At 60.0% G+C, this 24,668-nt stretch carries 29 protein-coding genes and 1 pseudogene; 19 read left to right on the plus strand and 11 right to left on the minus strand.

Going from position 1 to position 24,668, the window contains the following annotated elements; genetic code table 11:
- Positions 1 to 127 precede the first annotated feature (127 nt).
- Positions 128 to 451, minus strand: coding sequence for a transcriptional regulator (locus tag ACZ92H_RS13105; protein ID WP_465049712.1), 324 nt, complete (start codon positions 449 to 451; stop codon positions 128 to 130).
- Between the two features lie 80 nt (positions 452 to 531).
- On the opposite strand from ACZ92H_RS13105, the gene ACZ92H_RS13110 reads away from it, so the two are divergent.
- The 18 genes and pseudogenes from ACZ92H_RS13110 to ACZ92H_RS13195 all read left to right on the plus strand — a co-directional run bounded on the left by ACZ92H_RS13110 (position 532) and on the right by ACZ92H_RS13195 (position 11,809).
- Complete coding sequence (locus tag ACZ92H_RS13110; protein ID WP_465049713.1) at positions 532 to 1,296, plus strand: S24 family peptidase; 765 nt, start codon at positions 532 to 534, stop codon at positions 1,294 to 1,296.
- A complete protein-coding gene (locus ACZ92H_RS13115) occupies positions 1,297 to 1,755 on the plus strand; it encodes a hypothetical protein (RefSeq protein ID WP_465049714.1) in 459 nt (152 codons plus the stop codon).
- Positions 1,756 to 2,377: 622 nt separating this feature from the next.
- Positions 2,378 to 2,656, plus strand: a complete 279-nt coding sequence (locus tag ACZ92H_RS13120) for a hypothetical protein (protein ID WP_465049715.1) — start codon at positions 2,378 to 2,380, stop codon at positions 2,654 to 2,656.
- A 246-nt stretch (positions 2,657 to 2,902) separates the two neighbouring features.
- Positions 2,903 to 3,181: a hypothetical protein gene (locus ACZ92H_RS13125; protein WP_465049716.1), complete on the plus strand. Its 279-nt coding sequence runs from the start codon at positions 2,903 to 2,905 to the stop codon at positions 3,179 to 3,181.
- A gap of 127 nt (positions 3,182 to 3,308) precedes the next feature.
- Positions 3,309 to 3,488 (plus strand): hypothetical protein, encoded by a 180-nt coding sequence (locus ACZ92H_RS13130; protein ID WP_465049717.1) that lies wholly within the window; start codon positions 3,309 to 3,311, stop codon positions 3,486 to 3,488.
- A 357-nt stretch (positions 3,489 to 3,845) separates the two neighbouring features.
- Positions 3,846 to 3,977 (plus strand): hypothetical protein, encoded by a 132-nt coding sequence (locus tag ACZ92H_RS13135; RefSeq protein WP_465049718.1) that lies wholly within the window; start codon positions 3,846 to 3,848, stop codon positions 3,975 to 3,977.
- Positions 3,974 to 4,207, plus strand: coding sequence for a hypothetical protein (locus tag ACZ92H_RS13140; protein ID WP_465049719.1), 234 nt, complete (start codon positions 3,974 to 3,976; stop codon positions 4,205 to 4,207). Before ACZ92H_RS13135 ends, ACZ92H_RS13140 begins: the two co-directional genes overlap by 4 nt.
- A gap of 124 nt (positions 4,208 to 4,331) precedes the next feature.
- Positions 4,332 to 5,270, plus strand: coding sequence for a RecT family recombinase (locus ACZ92H_RS13145; protein ID WP_465049720.1), 939 nt, complete (start codon positions 4,332 to 4,334; stop codon positions 5,268 to 5,270).
- A 37-nt stretch (positions 5,271 to 5,307) separates the two neighbouring features.
- A complete protein-coding gene (locus ACZ92H_RS13150) occupies positions 5,308 to 7,089 on the plus strand; it encodes a YqaJ viral recombinase family protein (RefSeq protein WP_465049721.1) in 1,782 nt (593 codons plus the stop codon).
- A gap of 31 nt (positions 7,090 to 7,120) precedes the next feature.
- The gene (locus ACZ92H_RS13155; protein ID WP_465049722.1) at positions 7,121 to 7,834 is read left to right on the plus strand and encodes a KTSC domain-containing protein; all 714 of its coding nucleotides are present in this window, start codon (positions 7,121 to 7,123) and stop codon (positions 7,832 to 7,834) included.
- Positions 7,831 to 8,097 carry a hypothetical protein gene (locus ACZ92H_RS13160; RefSeq protein ID WP_465049723.1) on the plus strand — a complete coding sequence of 89 codons (267 nt, stop codon included), beginning with the start codon at positions 7,831 to 7,833 and terminating at the stop codon, positions 8,095 to 8,097. The genes ACZ92H_RS13155 and ACZ92H_RS13160 overlap by 4 nt, the downstream gene beginning before the upstream one ends.
- Positions 8,094 to 8,507, plus strand: a complete 414-nt coding sequence (locus tag ACZ92H_RS13165; RefSeq protein WP_099376061.1) for a recombination protein NinB — start codon at positions 8,094 to 8,096, stop codon at positions 8,505 to 8,507. The genes ACZ92H_RS13160 and ACZ92H_RS13165 overlap by 4 nt, the downstream gene beginning before the upstream one ends.
- Positions 8,508 to 8,516: 9 nt before the next feature.
- Positions 8,517 to 9,401 (plus strand): annotated as a pseudogene (locus tag ACZ92H_RS13170) (recombination-associated protein RdgC); the annotation flags it as partial.
- A gap of 147 nt (positions 9,402 to 9,548) precedes the next feature.
- Positions 9,549 to 9,740 carry a DNA translocase FtsK gene (locus tag ACZ92H_RS13175; protein ID WP_465049824.1) on the plus strand — a complete coding sequence of 64 codons (192 nt, stop codon included), beginning with the start codon at positions 9,549 to 9,551 and terminating at the stop codon, positions 9,738 to 9,740.
- Positions 9,737 to 9,979 carry a hypothetical protein gene (locus ACZ92H_RS13180; protein WP_465049724.1) on the plus strand — a complete coding sequence of 81 codons (243 nt, stop codon included), beginning with the start codon at positions 9,737 to 9,739 and terminating at the stop codon, positions 9,977 to 9,979. Before ACZ92H_RS13175 ends, ACZ92H_RS13180 begins: the two co-directional genes overlap by 4 nt.
- Entirely contained in the window at positions 9,976 to 10,395 is a 420-nt protein-coding gene (locus ACZ92H_RS13185) for a hypothetical protein (RefSeq protein WP_465049725.1), read from the plus strand. Before ACZ92H_RS13180 ends, ACZ92H_RS13185 begins: the two co-directional genes overlap by 4 nt.
- A complete protein-coding gene (locus tag ACZ92H_RS13190; RefSeq protein WP_314632788.1) occupies positions 10,392 to 10,694 on the plus strand; it encodes an excisionase family protein in 303 nt (100 codons plus the stop codon). The genes ACZ92H_RS13185 and ACZ92H_RS13190 overlap by 4 nt, the downstream gene beginning before the upstream one ends.
- 5 nt (positions 10,695 to 10,699) lie before the next feature.
- Entirely contained in the window at positions 10,700 to 11,809 is a 1,110-nt protein-coding gene (locus ACZ92H_RS13195) for an Arm DNA-binding domain-containing protein (RefSeq protein ID WP_465049726.1), read from the plus strand.
- A 345-nt stretch (positions 11,810 to 12,154) separates the two neighbouring features.
- On the opposite strand, the gene ACZ92H_RS13200 is transcribed toward ACZ92H_RS13195, so the two are convergent.
- The 5 genes from ACZ92H_RS13200 to ACZ92H_RS13220 form a co-directional block, all read right to left on the minus strand.
- The gene (locus ACZ92H_RS13200) at positions 12,155 to 14,140 is read right to left on the minus strand and encodes a hypothetical protein (protein WP_465049727.1); all 1,986 of its coding nucleotides are present in this window, start codon (positions 14,138 to 14,140) and stop codon (positions 12,155 to 12,157) included.
- Positions 14,141 to 14,654: 514 nt separating this feature from the next.
- Positions 14,655 to 14,822 carry a hypothetical protein gene (locus tag ACZ92H_RS13205; RefSeq protein ID WP_465049728.1) on the minus strand — a complete coding sequence of 56 codons (168 nt, stop codon included), beginning with the start codon at positions 14,820 to 14,822 and terminating at the stop codon, positions 14,655 to 14,657.
- Entirely contained in the window at positions 14,819 to 16,348 is a 1,530-nt protein-coding gene (locus ACZ92H_RS13210; RefSeq protein WP_465049729.1) for a hypothetical protein, read from the minus strand. Before ACZ92H_RS13210 ends, ACZ92H_RS13205 begins: the two co-directional genes overlap by 4 nt.
- 997 nt (positions 16,349 to 17,345) lie before the next feature.
- A complete protein-coding gene (locus ACZ92H_RS13215; RefSeq protein WP_465049825.1) occupies positions 17,346 to 17,627 on the minus strand; it encodes an RnfH family protein in 282 nt (93 codons plus the stop codon).
- Positions 17,628 to 17,643: 16 nt separating this feature from the next.
- Positions 17,644 to 18,075, minus strand: coding sequence for a type II toxin-antitoxin system RatA family toxin (locus ACZ92H_RS13220; protein WP_131378628.1), 432 nt, complete (start codon positions 18,073 to 18,075; stop codon positions 17,644 to 17,646).
- Positions 18,076 to 18,168: 93 nt separating this feature from the next.
- Here ACZ92H_RS13220 and smpB point away from each other — a divergent pair, with 93 nt between their 5' ends.
- Complete coding sequence (smpB, locus tag ACZ92H_RS13225; RefSeq protein WP_092804361.1) at positions 18,169 to 18,618, plus strand: SsrA-binding protein SmpB; 450 nt, start codon at positions 18,169 to 18,171, stop codon at positions 18,616 to 18,618.
- 296 nt (positions 18,619 to 18,914) lie between these two features.
- Here smpB and ACZ92H_RS13230 read toward each other — a convergent pair whose 3' ends face one another.
- From ACZ92H_RS13230 to ppsA, 5 genes are all read right to left on the minus strand, one after another.
- On the minus strand, positions 18,915 to 19,223 hold the full coding sequence (locus tag ACZ92H_RS13230) for an H-NS histone family protein (protein ID WP_076569808.1): 309 nt from the start codon (positions 19,221 to 19,223) through the stop codon (positions 18,915 to 18,917).
- A gap of 674 nt (positions 19,224 to 19,897) precedes the next feature.
- Positions 19,898 to 20,842 (minus strand): SPFH domain-containing protein, encoded by a 945-nt coding sequence (locus ACZ92H_RS13235; RefSeq protein ID WP_131378630.1) that lies wholly within the window; start codon positions 20,840 to 20,842, stop codon positions 19,898 to 19,900.
- 15 nt (positions 20,843 to 20,857) lie between these two features.
- Complete coding sequence (locus ACZ92H_RS13240) at positions 20,858 to 21,274, minus strand: NfeD family protein (protein ID WP_131378632.1); 417 nt, start codon at positions 21,272 to 21,274, stop codon at positions 20,858 to 20,860.
- A gap of 176 nt (positions 21,275 to 21,450) precedes the next feature.
- Positions 21,451 to 21,948 (minus strand): Dps family protein, encoded by a 498-nt coding sequence (locus ACZ92H_RS13245; protein ID WP_131378634.1) that lies wholly within the window; start codon positions 21,946 to 21,948, stop codon positions 21,451 to 21,453.
- A gap of 166 nt (positions 21,949 to 22,114) precedes the next feature.
- On the minus strand, positions 22,115 to 24,544 hold the full coding sequence (gene ppsA, locus ACZ92H_RS13250; protein ID WP_131378636.1) for a phosphoenolpyruvate synthase: 2,430 nt from the start codon (positions 24,542 to 24,544) through the stop codon (positions 22,115 to 22,117).
- Positions 24,545 to 24,668: the final 124 nt, after the last annotated feature.

Raw genomic sequence — 24,668 nt, forward strand, 5'->3', positions numbered from 1 at the left:
GGGCGGGCGCTTGCTGGCGATGCGCACTCTTCGAGCGGCACGCAGCAAGGCAACTGGTGCGGTTCGAGCAGCGGGATGCGAACGAAGTCGTCCACCGGGCGCGACGGGGAAATGGGGATCAAGCGGATCATGGCTTGGCGCCCACGTCGATGCCGACGGCGGCGCGCTTAGGCACGGTGTCGAAGATGGCATTGGTAGTAGGCGGTTGGCGGCCGGCGTGGCCAAGGTCGGCAGCAACCAGCTCAGGCCAAATCTTGCGCCAATCGTCAGGGCGAAGCTCTTGACGCGTTACCTTGCCGCCGGTCTCCTCCTCAATGGCTGGGCAGTGCTGAATAGCAACTGGTCGGATGTTTTCAATCCACTGATGCAGCAGCGCTGGGGAAACGTTGATTGCACGAGCAAATTCAGCCTTCTTCGTGCCCGACTCGATGAGGTAGTTTTTGAGGTTCATGCCGCAATAATAGCATTGCTAGTATTAAAGTCAATAGCATAGCTCGTTGCGCTCTTAAATAGCATCGCTATACTCCGCTTATGAAAAAAGAACCCAAGGCCTTAGAAAATTGGCAGATTGAAGACGCGCAGCGACTAAAGTCGCTTTTTGACGCGCGCGAGCCAAAGATTTCCCAGGCTGAATTTGGTGCAAAATTCGAGATCGGCTCTCAGGGCATGGTTTGGCAGTATGTGGCGGCACGCCGGCCACTCAATATCAAAGCGGCTACCGCCTTTGCCCGTGGCTTGGGCGTGAATGTCGAAGAAATCAGCCCAACAATTGCTAAAGAGATTGCAGAAGCGGCCTCCCATACCGGAGCGTCAGCTGGCGCGCAGAGCGTGCCAGGCGCCAGCCCAGTAACCGACGATGAGGATTTGGCTCCGGTGATGGTGCGTATTCGCATGGTGCCTGAGCATCTACGAGCAGGGATTACAGGATTCGAGGCGGATCATACTTTTGAGGAGGGCGGACATCTACACGTCCCTCGCCAATGGCTGGAAGAAAATGACCTCACTCCCAACGCCCTCCTGGCCATCAAGATCAAAGGCGACAGCATGGTCCCGATGATGTACGAGGGAGACATTGCCGTAGTAAACGTCAAGGACAAAAACCGTGTGAACGGCGGAGTTTTCGCATTGAACTACAAAGGCGAACCGGTCGTCAAACGCTTGAAGTATGAGCGCCGCGAATGGTATCTGACTTCGGAAAATCCCGATTTCCAGCAGGAGCCTTGCAGAACAAGCGACTGCAATGTCGTAGGCCGCGTTGTGCGCTTCGAGCCACGCAATTTCAAGGATCGGCTATAAATGAAGGTATTGATATTCGTCCTCTGCGCGATCCTTGCACCGGTGGCCCACGCCGATACTTGGCAGTGCACCGATGCAGCATCTGGCCACGTCTACACCGTTAGCCAGACCGTGCCAGTTGATATCTGCAAGCTGGTCAGCGGCACGAAGAATCCGCACTCCCCCGGCCCGGCTCCACGCGAGCGGCAAGCGCCCGCAGTCCAGAGGGAGTCGAAATCTTGCAACAAGGGCGCCGCGCAGGACGTGCGAAAGATGATGTCTGAATTCGCAAAATGGGAACTCGGTAGCGACACCAGCAAAATCAAAGTCACCTGGAACCACAAGACCGATAGCCAGTCGGTGAATGGAATATTGCGCCTCATGACCGCGTTTGCCGATGCGGACGCTTGCATCATGGGCTATACACGCGAAATTCGCTTCTATCGGGCTGGGCAAGCAAGAAGGCCTCGCCTCACCTGATTACGGTATCAAACTAACAAACTAGTTCGCCGCAGTTTGCCTTCACATGCCATCGCATCACGGACGGCGGTGCGGCTGGTGAAATAAAGATAAAGGCCGCACACCATCCAGTGTGGGGACTAAGAATCCGGGGTGATTCCCGGACTGCGGACCATCAATCCGCTTAAGGTGATGCGGCCGCCCCCGGGTGGATACCTGAGTAAAGAAAGCCGCATTGCTGCCTGCGCGATTGACGGTGTCTATCGTGCAGTTGCCAACGTAGCTGCAGCTACAACGGCTAGCGCCCGGCAAGGCGCGATATAAATGTTCAGCCCTCTAATCCAGGTGCTGAACGAGGCCTCGTTCGGCACCAAGCATAAGCTAACGCAAAATGCCAAAAGCCAAACGAAAAGTAGCGAAGGTGAGCTGGACGATTGATGTAGCCAAATGCATCTCTGCAATAACAGGGTTGCTTTGGACACTTCACAAAATCGGGCTGCTGTGACCTAGAAAGCAGGGCGGTAGATGCCGCCCTGCCTACTTAAGCAATCGTACTGCGTTTTTTGAAAGTTTACAACGCCTTGCATCGCCCTCCCCCTCTTGCTCCATGCAAACTAGGCAAAAGTTCGGGCATAATGCTTTCATGCAACTATGCGCCGCCATCATTAAGATCAAGCAAGTCCAACTGGCCGTGGTCCAGGTCGAGCCAGAGCGTACCTGGCCGTCCACTGGCCCGGCCGCGCTGGAGCATGCGCAACTGCTCTTCCCGACCCTCCCCATCCTGCTGCTGGCGCCACGCGTCGGTGGCTTCTCGCGCAGCTACGCTGCGTTCGATATTGCGCCGCTAATCCATCTGATAAACGCTGACGAAATCGCTTGGCGGACTTACTCGCGGCAGCCACCACTCGAACTGCCCTTCTAGTTCACACATACCAGCCCCGACGATTTGGGGCTTTTTTTTAGCCTATCACTCCTCGTCGCTAAAAATTTCGCTTTTTTACTAGCAATGCTATTGCACTCTAAAAATAGCTTTGCTATTATTCAGTCATCGAAAGCAAATCCAGGAGTACGGCATGTCCCCAGCAGAGCTCGCAGCCCTCGAAGCGGTCCTCGTCGCCCACGGCGAAGTGATCCCGGCAATCGCCATCCCAGCGCGCGGCTAATCGCCATGAACGCCCGCGACCACGACGCAGCCCAACTGCAAGCCGAGCTGACGCAGCACCAGGCTACTGCCGCAGCGCCGGCCCAGCGCTTTCACTTCAACGTGACGATTCGCTTCACGGACGGCACGTACCGCAACAAGGTCCGGGCCCGCAACAAAAGTGTGGCGCATGCCATGGCCCTGACGGATGCACGTATGGCCTCTCCCTGCAGCACCTTCTACGGCAAAGAGCTCGGCCATCTGGTCGAGCTGGCCAAACAAGATCAGCGGTCGCCCGCGCCGTAGTTCAAGGCGGGACAGGCCGGCGGGCCGGATAAATGCCCTGTGGGATCAGAATGCCCCGATTGATCTTCGTGAGGATCAGGCGCTAGGGAAAGCCCTGCGCAGCAACCAACATTGAAGGAAACACAGCATGTCGAATTTCAAAAAAGATCAGAAAGTGAATGTGAAGGGTACGAAAACCGAGCCGCTGCCGCGCCCGGGCAAGTTCGTGAAAACGCATCTGGGTGCGCGCGGCGACTTCCTGGAAATACTGCTGGACGGCTCGACGCAAAGCCAGCGCTTCCGCCCTTCGCAGGTGTCGGCGGCCTAATTTCACCCCGGCCAGTCGCCCTGGCCCGTTTCGCCGGCGTAACCGGCGGCCAACAAAGCAAGGGAGGCGGGGAAAGCGGACCCGCAAGGATTGATCCCCTACCACAAGGCACCTGATCTGTAATCAGGCCCGCCACGGAACGCCTCGGCGCTTTGCGCCCGAGCCGGTGCAGCTGGAGTAGCGCCCAGCCCCTTGCTTTGTTGGCGGCCCACCAGCCGCAGGAATCACACGCCCGACGGATTTTATCGGGTCGTCAACAAACCGCCCCGTAGTGGCCTTGATGTCGGACAGTGCGGCCGGCATCAGCAGGGTTCGATTCCCTGCCGGGGCGCCAGATCATAACCAGAGGAGCAGGACATGAGCTACATCATCACCATCCGCACTGAGAGCACGGTGCATAGCTTCGCCGCCATCGGCAACTTGGGCGCGCTGATCGATGCCGCCTACGACGACGGCGCCCTGGGTGTGACAGCGATGGTGCGCCCATGATCGCCCTCTTCCACCGCCTGCTGGCCGCCCACCGCCACTACCAAGCGCAGCATCAGCACCGCATGAACAAGATGCGCCTGGCCGGCGTGCGCCGCGAGCTGGCCGGACTGGAAGAAATGCGCAAGGAACTGATCACCGCGCAGATCGAAGCACTGATCGACCTTGACGCGTCTACCGCGCGCGTGCAGCGCCTGGGCCGTGCCCACCGGGAGGCGCAGTGGACGTCGTAAGCCAAGCCGTGATGGACGTGGCCAGCCAGGCCCTGCGCAACTGGCATGCCGGCCACGCCATCGTCTACGCCGTCCGCCTGGCGCTTTTGAAGGCAGAAATTATAAAACTCACAAGGAAAAAGTCATGAACGCAGCAACCCAAGAGGGTCAAACGGCCCTGCAAACAGCGCAGTACGGACAGGGCGATCTGTCCGTCGCCAGCACAAGCAGCGCTTCCCTGATCCTCGATGTTGCGAGCATGGATAGCATCATGCGCTTGGCCGACATCATGGCCAAGGGCCGCTCAACCATCCCGGATCACCTGAAAGGCAGCTCGGCCGACTGCGCTGCTGTCGTCATGCAGGCCATGCAGTGGAAGATGAACCCCTTCGCAGTGGCGCAGAAGACGCACCTGGTGAACGGCACGCTCGGATATGAAGGGCAGCTGGTGAACGCGGCCATCCAGTCCAGCGGCGTCACCTGCGACCGGTTCAATTACGAATGGTTCGGGACGTGGGAAAAAATCATTGGCAAAACGCGCGTGTGCGAGGCGGCGGCCAAGGGCAAGCCGGGCGATAAAGACTACAAAAAAGCTTATCAATACCGCGTGCCGGATTATCCCATGCAAGACGAAGAAGGCTGCGGCGTGCGCATTTGGGCGACGCTGCGCGGCGAAAGCGAGCCGCGCTATCTCGAACTGCTGCTGGTCCAGGCCACCGTGCGCAACTCGCCACTCTGGGCAACCGACCCGCGCCAGCAATTGGCCTACCTCGCTGTGAAGCGCTGGAGCCGGCTGTACGCCCCTGACGTGATCTTGGGCGTCTATACGCCCGACGAGCTTGAAGAAACGAACCGCGAAATGCGCGACATCACGCCGGCCGCGCCTGCAGCAGATGATCGCACCATCGATCAGCTGCCGGAATGTACGGACGAGCTGTTCAAGCAAAAAACGCCGGAATGGCGCCAAACCATCCTGAGCAAGAAGAAAACGCCGGCGCAGCTGATCGCAATGCTCAGCACCCGCGCCACGTTCACCGAAGTACAAAAAATGACCATCGACAGCTGGTCGCGCGAAAACGACTAATCGCCACATCCAACAATAAAACAATCGAGGACACATCATGCAACGCGAAAACACTCTCACCCGCGAAATCCACAATCTGCTCCAGGGCAGCGACGACTGGCACGCTTTCCGCTTCGACCACTATGGCGCCAGCGAGGCGGCCGCGATGCTTGGCCTTTCGAAAAAAGTAACCCGCAGCGAACTGGTGCGCATGAAGGCTACCGGCCTGGCGAAGGAATTCGGCGACTGGGTGCAAGAAAACATCCTGGACTACGGCCACGAAGTCGAAGCGCTGGCGCGCCCGCTTGCCGAGCGCATCATCGGCGACGACCTGTACCCAGCCACGCTGTCGCTGGGCAAGGAAAGTGCATCCTGCGATGGCCTGAATATGGCAGAGACCATCGGCTTCGAGCACAAACAATGGAATACCGAGCTGGCCGCATCGGTGCGTGCCGGCGTGCTGCCAGACGAGCACCAGCCGCAGGTCCAGCAGCAGCTGATGGTGACCGGCGCCGAGAAGTGGCTGTTCATGGCGTCCGATGGCACTGAAAACAACATGGTCTGGATGTGGGTCTATCCAGACGCGGCCTGGTTCGAGCGCATTGTCGCCGGCTGGGAGCAGTTCGACGTCGATGTGGCGAACTACATGCAGGTTGACCATTCGGTGAAGCCAGAAGCTGTGCCCGCCGCCGCCCTGCCCGCACTGGTCGTGCAGACAGAAGGCAAGGTCGTCAGCAGCAACCTGATGGCCTACCAGAAGGCGGCCGAGAAGTTCCTGTCGACCATCAAAACCGACCTGCAGGACGACCAAGACTTCGCGGATGCCGAATACAACGTCAAGTTCTGCGGCGAGGCTGAGGCCAAGCTGGAGCACGCCAAGGGCGCCGCGCTGGCGCAAACCTCCACCATCGACGAGGTGATGCGCACGGTCGACCACATCAAGGCGCAATTCCGCAGCAAGCGTCTGGAGCTGGAAAAGCTGGTCAAGACCCGCAAAGAGCAAATCAAGGAAACGATCCTGAACGACGGCCGCCGCGCTTACGCCGATCACGTTGCCACGCTGGAAACTGAGATTGCCCCGATCCGGCTGCAACTGGTCACGCCCGACTTTGCCGGCGCCATGAAGGCCAAGCGCACCCTGGCCAGCCTGCACGATGCGGTCGGCACCACCCTGGCCAATGCCAAGATTGCGGCCAATACCCAGGCAGCCGACTACCGCGCCAAACAGGCCTGGTGCCGCGAGCACGCCGCTACCTATGGCTTCCTGTTCATGGACATGGCCAACATCATCGGCAAGCCCATGGAAGACTTCCAGCTCGTCATTACCAGTCGCATCGCCGATCACAAACGCGCCGAGGAAGCGAAGGCCGAAGCCGAGCGGGCCCGGATCCGCGAAGAGGAGCGCGTCAAGGCAGAAAAGGCAGCCGCCGAAACGATCCGCCTGGCTCAGGTCGAATCTGACCGCCTGGCAGCTGAGGCCACGCAGGCCGAGCGCGAACGCGCGGCAGCCGACACGCAGCGCCAGCTGGCGAAGCAAGCCTCGCAGATCGCTGCCGAGCGCGCCGCCGAGCCGGTCGCCCAAGTGGCGACGCCCAAACCTACCGCGCCTATCACCGCGCGCCGCGCGCCGGCAGCCGCCGCACCGGCACCGGCGCCGATCCGCCCAGCGCCAGCACCTGACCTGCTCGACGCCGCTGCCGATGACCTCTACCCATCCGACAGCGACATCCTCGATGTGATGTATGACCAGTTCGGCCTGACGGCGGCCGAGGCCATCGATCGCCTGGCCAAGTTCGACTTTGCCGCCGCGCGTGCCGGCCTGGTCGCCGAAGCAGCATAAACACCGCCCCGCCCACCACCTGGAGAAACTAATGAATACAGCAGTCGCAGCACCCCAAATTACCCTGCAAACCATCCAGTCCTCGCAGATCGCTGCTATCGGCCACTGCCCGGCTACAGAAACCCTGGCCGTGCAGTTCTTCCGCAAGGGCGCGCCGGCAGACGTGTACCACTACGCCAACGTCACGGCCACCGAATACGCGGCCTTCGCCGGCGCCGAATCCATCGGCAAGCACTTCTACGCGCACATCAAGCCGCATGCCGACAAGCACCCGTACACGAACATGGGAACGCCGGCCATCGAGCTGGCGCCGGTCAAGCTGAGCAAGGAACTGCTGGCCGGCCTGCTGACGGGCCGCGAGTATGGCAAAGAAATGGCGAAGGAAGAAGAACTGCAGGCCAAGGCGGCCGGCCTGATCGTGATTTTCGGCGCCAGCGATGACTTGATGGAGCTGCGCGGAGCCATCAACGACGAATTTTCCTGCTATGGCGGCGGTGTCGCCCTGGTCGATGCCAAGGGCGTGCTGCCGTTCCGCGAGGATATCGATGACGACGAACAGCTTAAGGACTATTGGGCGCGGGTGCCAGCTGCGCGCGCGGTGGATGCCCTGCGGGCCAAGGAAGACGGCTACAGCTGGACCTACCGCACCGACGTGCCGCACGCCACCTTCGAAATCGTGGAAGACGGCGAGCCGTACTGCCGCGGCATCGTGATCGACGTTGTAGACCTGGGCGGTGCAGCGTGAGCAGCCGCGCCGAACACCAGGCAAAGGCGACCGCGCAGCTCCAGGCCACATGCGACAGGTTCAACACCGCGCACCAGGTCGGCGCCGCCGTCAGCGTCGAGCTGGATAGCGGCGAGGTCCGCAAGACGGTCACGACCAGCGAAGCGCAGGTGCTCAGCGGCCACACCGCAGTCATCTGGCTGGATGGCATCAGCGGCTGCTATGACCTGGAACGCGTGACGCCGCTCCCGCCAGCCAGCACGGCCGCAGGATCGCCGCCATGACGAAGCAAACCTACTTCCTCGTGCACGACGAGGCGCGGCGCCGGGCGGTTGAATTTGCCAAGACCGCGCCGCCCGGCTGGATGGTGGTGTTTTCCGAGCCGAAGAAGAAGCGCGCCCAGGAAGAGAAGTACCACGCGATGATCGGCGAGATCGCCAAGCAGGTCGAGCACATCGGGCGCAAGTGGGATGCGGATGACATGAAGCGGCTGCTGGTGGACGAGTTTGCCGACGAAATGCGCCTGGCCGGCACGCCGCTGCACCACGACGGGCGGGTGACGCCAAGCTTCGACGGGCGCCGGATAGTGCAGCTGGGCGTCCAGACCAGCGACTTCTACGTGAAGGAAGCCGCGCAGTTCATTGAATTTTTGTATGCCTTCGGTGCCGCGCGCGGCGTCGTGTTCTCAGAATAAGGAAGCGCCATGTTTTTCAAGAATCTTCAAGTCTACCGCCTGCCCGCAAACTGGCCCATGAGCGCCCCGGAGCTGAACAGCATGCTCGAGCGCCAGGCCTTCACGCCCGCCACAAGCATGGATCTTCTGCGCCAAGGCTGGGCCGCGCCGCGCGGCGCCGGCGAGCCGCTGGTGCACGCCGTCGGCGGCCAGTTCCTGCTGCAGCTGAAAATCGAGAAGAAGCTGCTGCCGTCGACCGTGGTCAACCAGGTGGCCGCCGCCCGCGCGCTGGAAATGGAAGAAGCGCAAGGCTTCGCGCCCGGCAAGAAGGCAATGAAGGAACTGAAGGAGCGCGTCACCGACGAGCTGCTGCCGCGCGCATTCGCCATTCTCAGCACCACGGCCGTATGGATCGATCCGGTCAACGGCTGGCTGGTGGTGGACGCGGCCAGCCCGGCCAAGGCCGATGAAGTGATCAAGCTGCTGCTGAAATCCGTCGATAAGCTGCCGCTGGAAAGCCTGCGCGTGCAGCGCTCGCCGGTCGGCGCCATGACGGAATGGCTGCAAGCGGACGAATCCCCTGCCGGCTTCACAGTCGACCAGGACGCGATCATGCGCGCCACCGGCGAAAGCAAGGCCCAGGTGGCATACAAGCGCCACACGCTGGAAGCGGATGATATCCGCCGCCACATCGCCGCCGGCAAGCAGTGCACGCGCCTGGCCATGACCTGGAGCGACAAGATCAGCTTCGTGCTGGACGAGTCGCTGGCCATCAAGTCCGTCAAGCCACTCGAAATCATCAAGGAAAGCGCCACCCGGAACGACGACGAGCGCTTCGACAGCGACTTCGCACTGATGTCGGGCGAGCTGGCCAAGATGCTGGCCGATCTGGTCGAGGCACTTGGTGGCGAAGCCGAGGTAGATGCGCGGCCGCCGGGCCCGACCGTTGACGCGGCGCCGGCCAAAGGCCACGAACCAGTGCGCGAACAACGCGTGGTGCTGGAATTAAACGGCGAGGCGCTCGGCACCGTGCCGGCAGGCGACGGCAGCGCGAGCGACCCGATGTATGACCAGGCCGTCGAGTTGGTGCGCAGCCGGCAGCGCGCATCGATATTGCTGGTGCAGCGATATTTAGGTATTGGCTACAACCGAGCAGGCAACCTCCTGGAAGCAATGGAGACGCAGGGGGTGGTGAGCTGCATGACATCGAATGGCAATCGAACGGTGCTGGCTGCGTCAGGAGCGGCACCATGAGCAGCCGCAGGCCTATACCTGCGCAGGAAACCCCGGCCGAGGCCGCCTACAAAGTGGACCGTGCCGTCCTGCGCGCGATCCACACCTGCCAGCCCGTGCTATTCGAAGGCAAGCAACACCACTTGCGCGGCATGAGCGCCCAGGTGCTGGGTGGCGGCGTGTCTTCCACGATTTACCTGATGGGCGACGCGACACCGCGCCAGCCCAGTGAGATAACCTTTTTGGAACATGCAGAATGAACAGCAAGGCTAGTATTGACGCGCTGGAGCAAGGTGTTCCTCCTTCGGTCGCCGCAGTACCGCAACAACTGGCCGTGCAGGATGGCTGGAAGCTGGTGCCCGCCGAGCCAAATGACGCCATGCAGGCCGCTGGCGCGCAGGCTGTGCGGATCGACACCACGGCCATCAATAAAATTTGGACTGGCAATGCTGTGTTCCGCGCCATGCTCGCTGCAGCGCCGGCCGCTCCAGCGATTCAGCGCGAAGCAAACCCGCATGCCGTACTTTACGCCGCGTTAGATCTGAATGGCCACGTCGTCTACAGCCACGAGAGCCTGGAAAACGTGGAAATGAACAGCAGGTACATCAAAACGCCAACGCGAGTTGTTGGCTTGGCCGCTATCGCTGTCAGTAAGGCGAATGGGAGCGCGCCATGAACATGAGCGAGCACGACGTGGTGGCCAGGATGGTTGCCGCAATCGAGCGTGCGCACCAGCCCCTTACTTGGGTGAAGCTGGAACGCTACGTCGAAATATCAGGCGATTCCGTCGATTCCGTGCAGGCCCGCCGCAAGGCTGGAAAATGGCTCGACGGCAATCAATGCAAAATTGTGGATGGCCGGCTGTGGATCAACCTGCCGGCAGTAGAAGAATGGGTAGCAAAATGGGAACAAGCAAGTCCAGCCCGCCAGGCGTCGAACTCCGGTCGGGCGTCCAAAGCGAATCGATCCGCATAAAATTCATGTACCGGGGCACCGAGTGCAGGGAAACGTTGAAGCTCGCCCACAGCAAGGCAAACATCAAATACGCCGAGCGGCTGCGCGGCGAGATCCTGAACGCCATTGCGCTGGGAACTTTCAATTATGCCAAGTACTTCCCCGAATCCATGCAACTGAAGAAGCTCGGCTTGCAACCTCGGGGCAAGGATGTAACCGTCGGCGACCTGCTTAAACAGCAGTTCGAAATCTACGAGCGCATCCTCGCGCCCAGCACGCTGAAAAGCTACAAACGGGTGCTCAACAAAATTCTACTAGAGCAATGGGGCGACACCCTGCTCAACGAGCTTACGCCGGCCGCGCTGCGCACCTGGATTGTCGATCTGTCGCTGAAAGCCACCTCGGTCCGTCAAATTCTCATTCCTCTGCGCGGCGCGCTCGAGCTTGCGATAAACGACGACCTGATCGACAGCAATCCGCTGGATCGGGTGAAATTGCAAAAAACCTTAGACCGCGACGCGTACAAGGCGGAATACGAGGTAGATCCGTTCTCCGCGCAGGAGATTGCGGCCATCCTCGGGGCGGCCCAAGGCCAGGCCAGGAACGTCTTTCAGTTTGCCTTCTTCACGGGAATGCGCCCGAGCGAGTACATTGCCCTTCGCTGGGAATCGATCGACTGGGCCGGGTTCAAAGCGAAAGTGGAGCGTTCGCGCGTGATGGGCGAGTCCCGAGAGGAGCTGAAGACGCGCGCCGGCCGGCGCTTGGTCGACCTGCGGCGCGGCGCCGTCGAGGCGCTGGTTGCGCAGAAACAACATAGCTTCCTCGCTGGCGGCCTGGTGTTCCTTGATCCGGCCACCGGCCAGGGCTGGGACAACACGCAGCGCCTGAGCCTCTTCTGGGCGGCAATGATCAAGAAAGCCCAGGTCCGCTACCGGAATCCGTATCAAACAAGGCACACCTTCGCGTCGACACTGCTCTCGACGGGAGCCAACGCAATGTACGTGGCAAAGCAAATGGGGCATACCGATACGACCATGATCACCCGGACGTATGGCCGCTGGGTTGAGCAGGAAGGTGGCGTGCTGCCTGATCAGTATTGCAAAATGACTGATGGGCTAAAGGCAGGGGTCGCTTAATATTTTCGCCCACGTTTCGCCCATGCAAACGGCAAAACGACTGGAACCCGCATGGATGCTTGCTTGTGGTGGCTAAAAGCAAGTTATACAGAAATTTTCATTTCTTGTCTTAAACCATTGCAAACCGCCGTGGCCGTCGTGCCACCAAGCGGGAAATGCGACGTGACGGCCTGCAAATGGCTGAAATGGCCCAGTTTTCGCTTTCCCCCCTTTCGATGACGTTGCCGAGATTGCCCAGCGCGCCCCATGAAACTGTCATGCCCAGGCCGGAGCAGCGCGCCTCCGCCATGGCAGTGCCCGCACGGGGTCCCGCTTCAACCCGGCCGATGTTCGTTTCGATGATGATCAGGGGGCGTCCACTGGCCTGGTAATGACGCAAGATGCCGCATCCTGGCGGATGATGTGGCCGCCGGCCACGGTCAACGGCGTGCCGTCGCTGGCGGTAGGATTGATCAGCACCACGGGGCCCGAGACACCGGACGCATTCGCAGGCGCGCCGGCAGTGACCAGACATTCGATCGTCGCCCCCATTGCTGAGCGCTTCATGCCACGTGGGAAAATTGTAATGTTGCGGCAGTCTGCGTCGATGCGAAGCTTGGCCTGGTTGGCATTGAAGGGTGCATCGTGCTCGGTACTGAAAGCATTAATGGTACCGTTCGAGCAATTCACAAAGTAGCTGTTAGCCGCGCCGGAAACACTGCCAGCGTCGAAGCCACTTCCGTTATTGCGTTCATGGAAAGAATCGAAGGTAAATCCATTCAAACTCCCAAGATAAAGGGCATTGCCTGTGCAGCCGGTGATGCTGACGCGACCAAAATTGACGTCGACCATGCGCGCCTGTGTCGCGCTGTAGGCAGTCTGAATCCCATAGCGGCCCGCATTTTCCATGGAAATGGACGAGAACTTGATGCTGCGTAGCCTGGTTCCAGCTGGCGTGTTAACGCCGATGCCGCCATCGCGCACGCCGCGCACATACAGCGCCATTCCCGCAGAGGCATGCACGACCGTGTAAGGGTCCTTGCCTGGCATCTCCTGGTTGAAAACCGTGATCGTGTCGGCAACTGCGTCCACTTCCCACACGACCAGGCCGTATGTGGGGGCGCCGGTGTTACTGCCGGACATAAAAACACGATGCCCGGGCCGCACGCCGGAGGCCGCGACCTGGCCGGGCGGCACCTGGATGCGCCGCGACTTCACGCTGGCCAGCACGCCTGTTGGCCCGACACTATATTTCGGCATCGACACGGCATCGATCGTGGTCGCGTCTGCAATTACCTTCTTGGCGCCGATGGCCGTGAATGGTCCGATATCGACAAATTCCAGGGAATTGTCCAGCTCCAGGCCAGTGCCGCAGTCCTCGAAGAACAGCGGCCCAATTTTAAGATGCTTCGACGGAAAGTTCGGCAGGCTGCCACTGGCGATCGTCCCCCCCGATGCATGGAAGCCAAAGCCAAGCTCGTTGCGGGCGCGCACGGATTTGATGATCGTTTGCGTCACATTGCTATAGATGAGAAAAAAGCCGCCAGAAAGCTCGTCGCCACCGCGGTTGTAGAAGCAGCGATGTCCGCCGCCATACGTTTCCAAATCGCCGAAGCTGTTATCCCGCACTTCTGGCCAGGTCGTGCCGCCGTCCGTCGATTCGCCATGCATGTGCAGCGCACGATAGCCATTCTCGAAACCGCGAAACCGCCCCACCGTGAAGCGGGTGACCTTGCCGACCACGATGCCGCCATGGAAATAGGCATGGGCGCAAATGATGCCGTCGATCCTGGCATCGGTCGGATCGACAATGCGCAGGCAGTTGCGAAAAGTGTCATCAGCCAGATAGTTGTACGGGTAGGCGTGAGTCCAGTTGCCGTCCAGTGTGGCCCAGCCTCCTGCACACGTCAGCGACCAGTTCGCACGTGCGATAGACGTAAAAATATTGATACGGGGATGAAAATTCAGGTTTGCCGGCGAAGGCTGCATTGTCGTCGGCATTTTGCTGAGCACGACACACCCCGGCCCGCACGCGGCAGACACGGATACCACGCTGGTGCCGTATTGAATTGCACCGAAAGGGTTTCCTGCCTGCAAATCAGCAGCACCATCCGACACCTGCATGCCGACCTGGATACCGCTGGTCTCCTCCACGGACACCACGCAATTATCACCTGTCCAGCTTGAAGCGACGACGGCCTTGTCCCGTACTTGAATGACTGCACCTGGCTCGAAGTCGATATGCAAATTTTCCGGACCCACCAATGTCTGATTCACGATATAAGGCTGCGCTCCCTTGCGAATGAACATCCGTCCGAAGCCTGTCGCTGCGCGGGTAATAGTTGCATTCAAGTTGGCCGCGTCAGTCGCTCCTGACAAATCACCACTGGGCAACGGCGCTTGAATCCCCCCATTCCGATGATCAGGCCGCCAGTTGCCTGGCGAACTGCCGCCATGTCAGCGGCGTCAGCGGCGTCAGCGGCGTCAGCGGCGTCAGCGGCGTCAGCGAACGGGCCAATGGCAGCAAGCGTGCCAGCGCCAATGGCCCAGGACTGCGGCGTATCGTTCCCATCCGGCGCCGGATCGAGGTGGCAGACCATGTCAGCAGCGCTCGTGCTGCCGCTGATATGCAGGACTTGCCCCTCTGGCAAGGTAATGGTGTGTGGCGTGGCAGTTGCGGTGGTGGTTGGCATGTCGCCCCTAGTGCGTGCGGTTGATGGAATGACCGGCGCGCAGCGGGCTGGTCGACTTCGGCTACTTTAACGCCTTTTTCCGGCTTCTTGGCAGATGCCGGCATGACGACGACAGCGCGCCCGGCTGGAGGGACTAGCCAGCGTTGCAGTTCGGCCTGAAACACCCGCGACAGTCAGGTGGACATGGTGCGCATGCCACAGCCCCATGCGGGACAGACCGCGTCCGCTGCTTCGTGGCTGGTTCTTACCAGCAGGAAAGCCGCGCGCTTGGCTCCTTCCGCATACTGGCAAGCATCGCCGCAGCAATAGCTGCGCCGTTCGATCTCATGGATATGCATCATTGTCCCGTCCCGTAGTAAAAGCCCGTGAAACCATCGCAGACACGCACGCCACCCGCCAGTTGCAACTGGCGAATGTACTCGCACGACTTTTCAAATGCCGACTTAGTCAACAGCAAGTTGTCACCGGTGGCATCTTCGCCGCTGCCCGTGTCGCCCATTCCGGTGACACCGTGCCAGAAGGGAAACCAGGTATCGCCGTAGGCGACGATAACATCGGCCATGCGCTTGATCTGCGATGCCTTTTGCCAGCCGGGAATATGCCCCGTCACGCCGCCGCTTACCCTGGCAACCCCGCTGCCGACGGCACTGCCCCAATCGCAGGCGCCGACGTGGTGCGGGTTATCGATGCCGAACGGCGTCACGCTCACATTGATTTTCCGGGCATGGCGCTGCATCTTGATGCCCGTCCCCCTGATGATCTTTTCCGACAGGCGACTGCTCGACGATTGCGGTGACGCATAGAATTCCAGGCCGCGCGTCATGCCGGCGTTCAGGTACATCGCCGTCACCGGAAGCACCTCGTACAGCAGTGCGCCGGGCGAGGTAATCGTGCTCATGGCATCGGCCCCGCCCAGGTGGTTGGTGCTGTGGTTGATGCAATCCCAGCCAGCGTCATAGGCCACTTGCAAAAAGGGATTCACGCCGCTCCAGTCGCTCACCACCTTGTCGCCATTGAGCCAGACGCGCCTGGGCACCGCGACATAGCCCTTCCAGTTATAGGTGTTGAAAATAGGCAGATAGTAGCTGGCCATGTCGGCGCCCACGGAGTCGGTGCCAAGCACGATCTGCGCCTGGGTGTCGAAATCCGTCCAGATGGAATCGAAGTACACATCCGCGCCCGCCATGTTCGACATGTCGATCTTCAGGCCGGTAATGGGTGCATCCTTGATATTGGCCGCCGCGCCCGTACGATACGCGCCGCCCAGCACGCCAAAGGGGTGATATTCGGCGACGCCGGAACCGCTGACATAAGCATTCGGATCGCGCATGACGAACTTGAGGAAATTCCAGCCTTCCCGCACCTGGTTCGAGTTGAAGCCCACCGTCAACGCATGCGCGTTCGAGCCGGCGGCATCCGTCGTCAACGTGAAGCCGATCGAGCCGGCCGGGGTTCCACCGGGCTCATAGCCGGGCAGGTTGTCGACATACACCCAGAGGCCGATTTTTCCTTTCAGGTCCTTGACGCGCGCGGACGCCGCGAAATTCGCCATTTTGATTTCATGCGTCGCGTTGGTGTTCGGAGACCAGCGCAGCATCTCGGCCTGGCCCGTGCGGCTGGCGATGCCGACCAGATTGCCGGACGCATCATAGCCGCCGTATCCCTGGACCAGCACAGGCGTGCCGCCGGCGACAACCCACACGCCACTGGTAAAATTTGCGACCATGCGGCCCGCACTCTTGAGACCACGCAAGATGCCCGTGGGCTGCCCGCATGCGAGGACGCGCCCCTCCCCCGCCTGAAAAGTCGGCACCAGCCTTGCCGGCGGGTCTGTCGCTTGTAGCGTGTTCACGGCATTGTCTATCATCGTTTACAACCTTTCCATGTCAGTTAGATCACAGTGGACTACCGGCCAGCCATCCTGGCCATGCCACCCAGGCGCCCAGTTCCAATAAAAAAGCCCGCGCAGTGCGGGCCCGGCAAGGCAGTGTCGCGTCAGGCGGCGGCGCTGGCATTGACAGCCATCAAATGACGCCGCACAGCCGCCTTCGCTACACGCTGCCGCCGGGCTGGGCGCCTCAGCCGGACGGTGGCGGCAACGCTGGCATCGGCGTCCAAGCCGCTTCGCGGTCAGCGGGATGGGTTAAGCCGGGCGCTTGCATATCCCACTCGCCGTCGTTGCAATGCGTCCGCCCACGTTGAACGGGCATGGCATGGCCTGTTTTTTTCAGCATTGCTCGCAATGGCTGGCTTTGCGGCCGCGTGCCGGTCCGCCAAACGCCGCGGCAACAAAAAAGCCCGCCGAAGCGAGCCGCGCCCAGTCACATGGTCAGCATGACCGGGAGGATGAAAAACAGCCACGATGCGACGTCGCCGCTGGCGGACCGGCCGCCCTGCCAGCGCGACCTGGAGTGCAGGTCTGTTTCAGGAGAATGGTTGCCGGCGCCGGCGAAGGGGACAACGATTTTTACTTAGATCATATTGCCATCCTAACACCGAATACTGTACATAAACACAGTTTGCAGAATTTATGTGCAAACGACGCCTGCGGTTAAAAACGCCGCGCAGCGGCGTCACCCATCCGCCGCCGGCGCCAACGGGGCCGGACCAGCCTGCGTGGTGAGCGGGGCCGCGCGCCGGCCACGCATGGGCGGCGCGCTGGCACAAGGCATGCGTCATGGAATTATCGCGTCTGGAATGGATGCGCGGCCGGCCACTCGTTGGCGGGCACGGGCGGGAGGGCATCGGGGGCAGCCGGCAAGGAAAACACCGAATCGAAGGCTGCCGGGCGGCACATCAGCGGGCTTCGTCAGCGGTCATGTGGATGGATATCCCCACCCTTGATGAGGAACGACGCGCCGCGATCAGGCCTTCGCCGGCTTGCTGCCGGCCCTGCGGCGGCGCGCCTCTTTCGGGTCCGCCTGCAGCGGGCGGTACACTTCGATGCGGTCATGCGCGCGCAACACGGTATCGAGCGATTTCTTCTTGCCATAGATACCGACCATGTTCACGGTCAGGTCGATGCCAGGATGCTCATGCAATAAACCGCTCTGCGCCAGCGCCTGCCCGAGGGTGGTGCCGGCAGGCACCGTCAAGCTGCGCAGGAAGCTGCTGTCCGGCAAGGCATGACAGACTTGCACTACCATATCCTGCGTGCCGGCGTCAGCCATACACGGTCTCCGCGCGCTTACAGAAGGAATCGACCATGCTGTTGGCGATCATGCCGAAGACGGGGCCGATGATCTGCTCGAGCACGCGGCTGGAAAACTCGTAATGCAGGTCCAGTTCGATCTTGCAGGCGTCCTCGCGCAGGGCCTTGAAGGTCCACACGCCATCGAGGGTCTTGAAAGGACCGTCCACCAGCTTCATCTTGATGGAGCTGAAAGGCGTGTTCTCGTTGGACGTGGTGAAGCTTTGGCGCACGCCGTGGTACTGTATGCCCACGCTGGCGACGACCGTGTTCTCGCCGCGCTCGCGTATTTCGACCGCGCCGCACCAGGGCAGGAATTTGGGATAATCCTCCACCGCCGCCACCAGCGAGAACATCTGCTCGGCGCTGTAGCCGAGAAAAACTGATTTATGTACTACTGCCATTGAAGAACCATTTGCTATGATGTTGGATACATTTGATTTTATCGCGCTTGCGCGAGACAGTAGTTTAACCGACCCGCGCACATTTACCATCTCATGACCATAGCAGACAACAGAAAAGCCTTCCACGACTACTTTATCGAGGATCGCTACGAAGCGGGTATCGCCCTGGAAGGCTGGGAAGTCAAAGCCATCCGCGACGCCCGCGTACAAATCAAGGAAGCCTACGTTGTCGTCCGCGGCGACGAACTGTTCCTGTTCGGCGCGCACATCAGCGCCCTGCCGACCGCCTCCACGCATATCCACCCGGAAGCCGTGCGCACTCGCAAGCTGCTGCTGCACCGCGCCGAAATCGATAAACTGATCGGCAAGGTGGAACGCTCCGGCTATACGCTGGTGCCGCTCAACCTGCATTTCAAGGGCGGTCGCGTGAAATGCGAAATCGGACTGGCGAAAGGCAAGAAACAGCACGACAAGCGGGCCGCGGAACGCGACCGCGATGGCGCGCGCGAAGTACAGGCGGCAATGAAGACGCACCGCCGCTGATCCAGGCAGGCGCGCATAACGCCCTGCCCTTCCGACAAACCCGGCTAAATGCCGGGTTTTATTTTGTCCCTTGCGGCTGGAAATGGGAAATTCAAAACGCGGCAACGATGGCGAAACAGGGGGATAAAACGAATAAGGCGGGAGCGAGGATTGATATCATTAAAATATCACTCGAATAACTGCGGGGGAATGAGGCTGGCCAGACCGGCCAAAAAGACAGACAGTAGAAAGTTCCGGATGCTTGCAGGCTGCTTGCTACGACACAGAACAAGCATCCGAATGAACGGTGTATGGGATTACACCTTCAGCAGATCACGCGACTTGCCCGAATCGGTCCATTCCTTGACCCATTTCGGTTGACGGCCACGGCCAGTCCATTGCTGCGTCGGATCATCCGGATTGCGATAACGCACGGCGACGGTACCGGTCTTGGCGCGAATACCCGTGCCAACCAGATCTTTGACGGAAACGCCAACGCTCTGGGCGATCGCCAGAATTTGCTCGCGCGCTTTGGACAGATCGTCCTGTTCGCGCTTCTTCATTTGCTTCTTGATGTCATCCTGCAGCGTACGCAGTTCGGACAGGGATAAGCTGGACAGATCCATGATATTTCCTTGTGTGAGTTGAAAAATATAACTGAACAGTTAAATTCTATCCAATTGTAACGCGACTGAGGTGATTTTTTTTGAAATTTGATTGTTTTTTACAATTCTTTTGGTAAAAAACCTACTTCTCATGGCTTGACGACGGAGGAAAACTGCAACGTCGTCAGGATGCGCATGGCAACCGAGGCAGCGGCACCATCAGCCCTGCTGTCTGAATCGCACAATTCAATACACACCATCCACAGCATTTATTTTGCAGCACTTTTTGATTCATTGCAATTTATAGTAATTACAAATAGCAATTTAAAATGCATATGGGAGCAATACTATCGCAATCAAACCCGCTGTAGGCAAAGGCACGCCTTTACACGCATGGGGTCATAATGACCGCAATAGTCAGGAGGCTGCGTGAGCGGACTCTACTTTAATTGAAAACAACATTCAACGCCGTACTGCAGAACATAATGCAGAAAGTACGCACAGCATAGCATGAAGAAAAAACGTCCGCCTGCATCAATTCAAACATGAATAGCCTCATGTCCCTCGCCATTTCTCAAGGAAAATCCAAATGCAAACCGCCCGCTATTCGGCGGGCGGCATTTTTCTCCAACGTGCAGCAAACTTACTGCCGGCTCACTACGGACTTACTATTCGCTAACCAGTCAGGACGGCACTCAGGGCATCGCCACGCCGCTTTTCGGCTTCTGCGTTTTGACCACCTGCATCGCCGTCGCAATCAGGCTGCTCATGTCGCCCAAATTGGCGGGCACGATAATCGAGTTATTCGTTTTCGCCAATTGCGCGAACGCGCCCACATACTGCTCCGCCACCTTCAGGTTGACGGCATCTTCGCCGCCCGGTTCGCGGATGGCGGCGCCCACCTGGCGCAATGCCTCCGCGCTGGCCTGCGCCAGCGCCACGATGGCCGTGGCCTGCCCTTCCGCGCGATTGATGGACGCCTGCTTTTCGCCTTCCGAACGGGCAATCGCCGCTTCGCGCTCACCGCTGGCAATATTGATCTGTTCCTGCTTGCGCCCTTCCGACGCGGCGATCAGGGCGCGCTTTTCACGCTCCGCCGTGATCTGCGCCTGCATCGCGTGCAGGATTTCCTTCGGCGGCGTCAAATCCTTGATTTCATAGCGTAATACCTTGACGCCCCAATTGGCCGCCGATTCATCGATGGCATTCACGATGGCCGTATTGATATGGTCGCGCTCTTCAAATGTCTTGTCGAGTTCCATCTTGCCGATGACGGAACGCAAAGTGGTCTGCGCCAATTGCGTAATGGCGGCAATGTAATTCGACGAACCATATGAAGCGCGCATCGCGTCCGTAATCTGGAAATACAGAATCCCGTCCACCTGCAATTGCGTGTTATCGCGCGTAATACACACTTGCGGCGGCACATCGAGAGGTATTTCCTTGAGCACATGTTTATAGGCGATGCGGTCAACGAAGGGCACGACGATATTCAAGCCGGGGCCCAGTACCGCGTGGAATTTACCTAGCCGTTCCACCACCCAGGCATGCTGCTGCGGCACCACATTGACCGTCTTGAAGACAAATACCAATGCCAGCAATAACAAGATCAGCGACACGCTTCCGATGTTTACTTCCATAATCTACTCTCCTGGTTATCCAACAATCAAACGGCTGCCGCGCACGGCGCGTATGGTGTATTGTCCGGCCTGCGTATCGCTGCCGGGAATCAATTCCACATCCCACAAGGCGCCGCGGTACATGACCCGCGCCGCGCCATCGACCCAATGCGCCACCGTCACGCTTTGGCCGATATCCAGATTTACATTCGGATCCTGGGCGGCGTCGCGCCGCGCCGCCTTGCCAAAGCGGCTGCGCCGCAATAACAGGGTTGCCACCACGCCGACAACGGCAGCCGTCACGGCCTGCCAGCTGCCATTTCCACCGGCCAGTGCCACCAGGCCGCCGGCACTGATGCCGATGGCAATCATCAACAGATAAAACGTGCCCGTAAACAGCTCCAGGATCAATACCGCGCCAGCCGCCACAAACCAGCCTACCCATTCAGCCATGATGCCTCCGTCTTTTTGAATCCGAAAATGAAAAACCCCGCAGCCTATATAAGCGACGGGGTTACATTGCAGTGCTGCCTGATATTATTCTTGCCAAACACCTATATACAAGCAGTCTAACGCAATTCCGGATGACGTCAATAGCCAGGGGCGAATTAGCGCCGCTGGCCAGGCGTTTATTCCTCCAGCAGGCTGCGCAACATCCACGCCGTCTTTTCATGCAGGTCCAGGCGCTGCGTGATCAGGTCGGCCGTCGGCTGGTCATTGGCTTTTTCCAGCAGCGGGAACAGGCGGCGCGCCGTGCGTGCCGTCGCTTCCTGTGCCGCGACCAGGTGGCTGACCATCTCCAGCGCCGGCGGCACGCCATCGATTTCCTTGATCGATGCCAGCTTGACGAATTCCTTGTAGGTGCCCGGCGCCGGATAGCCGAGGGCGCGGATACGTTCGGCGATCAGGTCCAGCGCGCCCCACTGCTCCGTGTATTGGGTCATGAACATCAGGTGCAGGGTGTTGAACATCGGGCCCTTGACGTTCCAGTGAAAATTGTGGGTCATCAGGTACAAGGTATAGCTGTCGGCCAGCAGGCCGGACAGGCCTTCCGCGATCTTCGCGCGGTCCGCTTCGGAAATGCCGATGTCGATCTTTGCAGCTTTGGTCGGTTTCTTGCTTGCCATGTGAACTCCCGTTTCAATGTATTGGTGGAATCATTTTAGCTGATCTGGCGCAAAGCCATCGAATACAGGCGTGCGCCGCATGGTTATCGCCATCCCCGTCAATACAGGCATAAAAAAACCCGCTGCGGTATTACCGGCAGCGGGTTTTATCAGTCACGGAAACGTCTTACGCTTTCAGCGCGGCCAGTTTCTGCCAGGTGTCGATCACCGAGTCGGGATTCAGGGACATCGATTCGATGCCCTGCTCCATCAGCCAGACGGCGAAGTCCGGATGGTCGGAAGGACCCTGGCCGCAGATGCCGATGTACTTGCCGCGTGCCAGGCAAGCCTTGATGGCCAGGGCCAGCAGGGCCTTCACGGCAGGATCGCGCTCGTCGAAGTCGGCGGCCAGCAATTCCATGCCGGAATCGCGGTCCAGGCCCAGGGTCAGCTGGGTCAGGTCGTTCGAACCGATCGAGAAGCCATCGAAATGGTCGAGGAACTGGTCGGCCAGGATGGCGTTCGACGGCACTTCGCACATCATGATGACGCGCAGGCCGTTCTCGCCGCGCTTCAGCCCATTCTTCGCCAGCAGGTCGATGACTTTCTCGGCCTGGCCCAGGGTGCGCACGAATGGCACCATGATTTCCACGTTGGTCAGGCCCATGTCATTGCGCACGCGCTTCATCGCTTCGCATTCCATGTTGAACGCTTCGGAGAAGTCGGCCGACAGGTAGCGCGCCGCGCCGCGGAAGCCCAGCATCGGGTTTTCCTCGTCCGGCTCGTAGCGCGAACCGCCGATCAGCTTCTTGTACTCGTTCGACTTGAAGTCGGACAGGCGCACGATGACTTTTTTCGGCCAGAACGCGGCGGCGATGGTGGCGATGCCTTCGGCCAGCTTGTCGATGTAGAACGCTTTCGGCGAAGCGTGGCCGCGCGCCACCGATTCCACGGCCTTTTTCAGGTCGGCGTCGATGTTCGGGTATTCCAGGATCGCGCGCGGATGCACACCAATATTGTTATTGATGATGAATTCCAGGCGCGCCAGGCCCACGCCGGCGTTCGGCACGGACTGGAAGTCGAAGGCCAGTTGCGGGTTGCCCACGTTGAGCATGATCTTGGTGTCGAGCTTCGGCAATTCGCCGCGCGACACTTCCGACACTTCCGTTTCCAGCAAGCCGTCGTAGATCTTGCCTTCGTCGCCTTCCGAGCACACCACGGTGACAAACGTGCCGTCCTTCAGCACGTCGGTGGCGTCGCCGCAGCCGACGACGGCAGGCACGCCCAGTTCACGCGCGATGATCGCCGCGTGGCAGGTACGGCCGCCACGGTTGGTGACGATGGCCGACGCGCGCTTCATGACCGGCTCCCAGTTCGGGTCCGTCATGTCGGCAACCAGCACGTCGCCCGGCTGCACGCGCTCCATGTCGGCCGGATCGTGGATCACGCGCACGGGACCGGCGCCGATCTTCTGGCCGATGGCACGGCCGGAAGTGAGTACGGTGCCCGTGCTTTTCAGCTTGAAGCGCTCTTGCACGTCGGTCGCCTTTTGCTGCGACTTGACGGTTTCAGGACGCGCCTGCAGGATATACAGCTTGCCGTCGCGGCCATCCTTGCCCCACTCGATGTCCATCGGACGGCCGTAGTGGTTTTCGATAATGACGGCGTATTTCGCCAGCTCCACCACTTCGGTGTCGTTCAGCGAGTAGCGGTTGCGCATTTCGACTGGCACGTCGACGGTTTTCACGGAGCGGCCGGCCTTGGCTTCGTTCGTGAACTCCATCTTCAGCAGCTTCGAGCCGATATTGCGGCGGATCACAGGCGACTTGCCCTTTTCCAGCATCGGCTTGTGCACGTAGAATTCGTCGGGATTGACGGCACCCTGCACCACGGTCTCGCCCAGGCCATAGCTGGAGGTGACGAAGACCACGTCCTTGAAGCCCGATTCCGTATCGATGGTAAACATCACGCCGGCCGCGCCCAGGTCGGAACGCACCATGCGCTGCACGCCGGCCGACAGGGCCACTTCCGCGTGCGTGAAGCCCTTGTGCACGCGATACGAGATGGCGCGGTCGTTGTACAGCGAGGCGAACACCTGCTTCATCGCGTCGAGCACGTTGTCGATGCCGACCACGTTCAGGAAGGTTTCTTGCTGGCCGGCAAAAGAAGCATCCGGCAAGTCTTCCGCCGTCGCCGAGGAGCGCACGGCAAACGACATTTCGGTGTCGGAGTCGGCCACGAGCTTGGCGTAGAACTGGTCGATTTCAGCGGCCAGGCGTGGCTGGAACGGCGTTTCGACGATCCATTGACGGATCTCGGCACCCGCTTGCGCCAGCGCGCGCACGTCGTCGATGTTCAAGCCTTCCAGGCGCTGGGCGATGCGTTCGGCCAGCGGCAAGCCGCCATTGGCGCTGTACGACAGGAAGTCGCGGAAGGCCTGCGCCGTGGTGGCAAAGCCACCGGGCACGCGCACGCCGGCTTCCGCCAGCTGGCTGATCATTTCGCCCAGGGAGGCGTTCTTGCCGCCGACGGATTCGACATCCGTCATGCGCAAATGCTCGAACGAGGCGACATACACCGCGTCCTTTTCCTGCTGTTGCGATACTGCGTTGGTCATAATGACACCCTTACTGATGATAGAAATCTTTACGCGCGGCGCACAGACAGTCTTCTTGTTATTCTTGGCGTCGTGCAGCACAATCATACCGTTACAGCCATTTTACCTTGTGCGGCGCAAAATG

This window comes from Janthinobacterium foliorum (assembly GCF_978021625.1).

Excerpts from the sequence above, each read along its gene's own strand:
- ACZ92H_RS13115 (WP_465049714.1), top strand. The coding sequence starts at position 1,297 with ATGAAGGTATTGATATTCGTCCTCTGCGCGATCCTTGCACCGGTGGCC.
- ACZ92H_RS13205 (WP_465049728.1), bottom strand. The coding sequence starts at position 14,822 with ATGATGCATATCCATGAGATCGAACGGCGCAGCTATTGCTGCGGCGAT.
- smpB (WP_092804361.1), top strand. The coding sequence starts at position 18,169 with ATGACCATAGCAGACAACAGAAAAGCCTTCCACGACTACTTTATCGAG.
- ACZ92H_RS13220 (WP_131378628.1), bottom strand. The coding sequence starts at position 18,075 with ATGGCAGTAGTACATAAATCAGTTTTTCTCGGCTACAGCGCCGAGCAG.
- ACZ92H_RS13230 (WP_076569808.1), bottom strand. The coding sequence starts at position 19,223 with ATGGATCTGTCCAGCTTATCCCTGTCCGAACTGCGTACGCTGCAGGAT.
- ACZ92H_RS13195 (WP_465049726.1), top strand. The coding sequence starts at position 10,700 with ATGTACCGGGGCACCGAGTGCAGGGAAACGTTGAAGCTCGCCCACAGC.
- ACZ92H_RS13240 (WP_131378632.1), bottom strand. The coding sequence starts at position 21,274 with ATGGCTGAATGGGTAGGCTGGTTTGTGGCGGCTGGCGCGGTATTGATC.
- ACZ92H_RS13135 (WP_465049718.1), top strand. The coding sequence starts at position 3,846 with ATGAGCTACATCATCACCATCCGCACTGAGAGCACGGTGCATAGCTTC.
- ACZ92H_RS13155 (WP_465049722.1), top strand. The coding sequence starts at position 7,121 with ATGAATACAGCAGTCGCAGCACCCCAAATTACCCTGCAAACCATCCAG.
- ppsA (WP_131378636.1), bottom strand. The coding sequence starts at position 24,544 with ATGACCAACGCAGTATCGCAACAGCAGGAAAAGGACGCGGTGTATGTC.
- ACZ92H_RS13130 (WP_465049717.1), top strand. The coding sequence starts at position 3,309 with ATGTCGAATTTCAAAAAAGATCAGAAAGTGAATGTGAAGGGTACGAAA.
- ACZ92H_RS13180 (WP_465049724.1), top strand. The coding sequence starts at position 9,737 with ATGAGCAGCCGCAGGCCTATACCTGCGCAGGAAACCCCGGCCGAGGCC.
- ACZ92H_RS13125 (WP_465049716.1), top strand. The coding sequence starts at position 2,903 with ATGAACGCCCGCGACCACGACGCAGCCCAACTGCAAGCCGAGCTGACG.
- ACZ92H_RS13190 (WP_314632788.1), top strand. The coding sequence starts at position 10,392 with ATGAACATGAGCGAGCACGACGTGGTGGCCAGGATGGTTGCCGCAATC.
- ACZ92H_RS13150 (WP_465049721.1), top strand. The coding sequence starts at position 5,308 with ATGCAACGCGAAAACACTCTCACCCGCGAAATCCACAATCTGCTCCAG.
- ACZ92H_RS13245 (WP_131378634.1), bottom strand. The coding sequence starts at position 21,948 with ATGGCAAGCAAGAAACCGACCAAAGCTGCAAAGATCGACATCGGCATT.
- ACZ92H_RS13215 (WP_465049825.1), bottom strand. The coding sequence starts at position 17,627 with ATGGTAGTGCAAGTCTGTCATGCCTTGCCGGACAGCAGCTTCCTGCGC.
- ACZ92H_RS13235 (WP_131378630.1), bottom strand. The coding sequence starts at position 20,842 with ATGGAAGTAAACATCGGAAGCGTGTCGCTGATCTTGTTATTGCTGGCA.
- ACZ92H_RS13210 (WP_465049729.1), bottom strand. The coding sequence starts at position 16,348 with ATGATAGACAATGCCGTGAACACGCTACAAGCGACAGACCCGCCGGCA.
- ACZ92H_RS13140 (WP_465049719.1), top strand. The coding sequence starts at position 3,974 with ATGATCGCCCTCTTCCACCGCCTGCTGGCCGCCCACCGCCACTACCAA.
- ACZ92H_RS13120 (WP_465049715.1), top strand. The coding sequence starts at position 2,378 with ATGCAACTATGCGCCGCCATCATTAAGATCAAGCAAGTCCAACTGGCC.
- ACZ92H_RS13105 (WP_465049712.1), bottom strand. The coding sequence starts at position 451 with ATGAACCTCAAAAACTACCTCATCGAGTCGGGCACGAAGAAGGCTGAA.
- ACZ92H_RS13175 (WP_465049824.1), top strand. The coding sequence starts at position 9,549 with ATGTATGACCAGGCCGTCGAGTTGGTGCGCAGCCGGCAGCGCGCATCG.
- ACZ92H_RS13185 (WP_465049725.1), top strand. The coding sequence starts at position 9,976 with ATGAACAGCAAGGCTAGTATTGACGCGCTGGAGCAAGGTGTTCCTCCT.
- ACZ92H_RS13110 (WP_465049713.1), top strand. The coding sequence starts at position 532 with ATGAAAAAAGAACCCAAGGCCTTAGAAAATTGGCAGATTGAAGACGCG.
- ACZ92H_RS13165 (WP_099376061.1), top strand. The coding sequence starts at position 8,094 with ATGACGAAGCAAACCTACTTCCTCGTGCACGACGAGGCGCGGCGCCGG.
- ACZ92H_RS13145 (WP_465049720.1), top strand. The coding sequence starts at position 4,332 with ATGAACGCAGCAACCCAAGAGGGTCAAACGGCCCTGCAAACAGCGCAG.